Source organism: Nesterenkonia sp. PF2B19 (genome assembly GCF_001758425.2).
Classification (GTDB): domain Bacteria; phylum Actinomycetota; class Actinomycetes; order Actinomycetales; family Micrococcaceae; genus Nesterenkonia; species Nesterenkonia aethiopica.
Map to the genome: position 1 here is coordinate 1 of NZ_MDSS02000121.1, position 1,632 is coordinate 1,632.

The 1,632-nt window shown below is 62.3% G+C and carries 2 protein-coding genes and 2 tRNA genes; all 4 read left to right on the top strand.

Annotated elements, in window-relative coordinates:
• A partial coding sequence (locus BCY76_RS17180) for a DUF3566 domain-containing protein (protein ID WP_139827887.1) occupies positions 1 to 475 on the top strand: 475 nt, incomplete at its 5' end.
• Positions 476 to 577: 102 nt separating this feature from the next.
• Positions 578 to 651: transfer RNA gene (locus tag BCY76_RS17185), tRNA-Ile, on the top strand.
• A 62-nt stretch (positions 652 to 713) separates the two neighbouring features.
• A complete protein-coding gene (locus tag BCY76_RS19765) occupies positions 714 to 827 on the top strand; it encodes a DLW-39 family protein (protein ID WP_237090258.1) in 114 nt (37 codons plus the stop codon).
• Between the two features lie 48 nt (positions 828 to 875).
• Positions 876 to 948: transfer RNA gene (locus tag BCY76_RS17190), tRNA-Ala, on the top strand.
• The last annotated feature ends 684 nt before the right edge of the window (positions 949 to 1,632 follow it).

Sequence of the window (1,632 nt, forward strand, 5' to 3'; positions counted from 1 at the left end):
GGCCCGCCCGCAGGCGGCCCCTCGGCCGTCCTCTGGCGCGGCGGCTCGCCCCCAGGCTCCGCGCGGCGGATCACGGCAACCCGGTCTGGTGCGTCCGACGCCGAAGGCCAAAGTCCGCAAGGCACGCCTGCTGATCTCGAAGGTCGACCCGTGGTCGGTGCTGAAGATGAGCTTCCTGCTGTCGGTGGCGCTGGGCATCATGACGGTGGTCTGCGCGGTGATGCTGTGGTCCGTGATGGATCTGACGGGGATCTTTGACCGAGTCAACGACCTGCTGGCTCAGGTGCTGGGCACCGAGGGTGAGGGCTTTGCCATCGAGCAGATGGTGACCCTGGGCCAGATCGCCTCCTTCGCCACGATCATCGCCGTGATCAACGTGGTGCTGCTGACCGTGCTGGCGATGCTGGCAGCGATCCTCTACAACATCTCTGCCTCCCTGGTGGGTGGCATCGGTGTGACGCTGACGGATGACTGAGGCTCCGATTTGGAACCACTTCTGAAGCTGGTGTAATGTGGAGTGGTCGTCCTGAGGAGGACAGGCTCGTTGAGAGTTCATTCCCTCGGTGACGGCGTTCCAGGGCGTATAGCTCAGGCGGTTAGAGCGCATCGCTGATAACGATGAGGTCCGAGGTTCAAGTCCTCGTACGCCCACTCCTGATCCTGGATCACCGAACGACTCCGGAGCAGCAGGAATGCTCCGAGAGGAGAGTTCTATGCGACGTCTCGCTGTGACGGCCCTGCTCGTGGCCGGCATCCTCGGATATCGTCGATGGAAGCAGGCAGAAGATGGTCGTCAGGTGTGGCGAGAGGCCACGGACTCCCTCTGATCTGCGTTCCTGGTCAGGGTATGCGGTATCGACAACTTCACATCTCGCGGGGGCATGGCGCAATTGGTAGCGCATCTGCTTTGCAAGCAGAGGGTTAGGGGTTCGAGTCCCCTTGCCTCCACCGACAGAGAAGCCCCTGGGCCGGATTTCCGGTCCGGGGGCTTCTCACATCTGTGGGTGCTGGGAGTCGGACCGTCGTGGCCAGGGCAGCCATTCCGCAGAGTAGTTTCCTGAATCACAGAATATTCACAGGAAGATCACGACCCGCCTGGAGGTCACCGGGAGATGACGGCCCGGGGACATGAATGAGAGCTTTCAGGACTGGTTTCATGGGCGCTTCGGGAGAGTCACGTGACGGGCGGATCGCCGTCTTTCCAGGTCAGAAGCGCTTTAGTTTCGAGGCGCCAACCGCGATGCATGCCTTCGCGGCACAGATGGCACCAACTATAGGCCCCGGTCGTTGGTGCCGGCAACTATCACTGCCCGGTTACGGACAGGCGGCGGTGTGTGTGGCGAGAAGCCTCCAGTGGACGGCTCGTAGAAGCCTTGAGAGAACCTTGACAGAGCCCGAGCGGTTGGATTGGCTGATACGGGGACATGGCCCGACCGCGCGTCGGTGACCAGGTCTCTCGCCAACCACCTGATTGGAGAGGAAGGCATGCAAGGGGAATCCATGCATCATGCACAAGGGGGGAGACCGCGACCCCCATGGAGAGGCGTTCTGAAACGTGCTCTCGCGGTCGGTGCGGCATCGACGATCTCGGTCGGTGCTTATGCGCTGCCGGCGGCTGCGGCTGTCGATAAT

Excerpts from the sequence above, each read along its gene's own strand:
- BCY76_RS19765 (WP_237090258.1), top strand. The coding sequence starts at position 714 with ATGCGACGTCTCGCTGTGACGGCCCTGCTCGTGGCCGGCATCCTCGGA.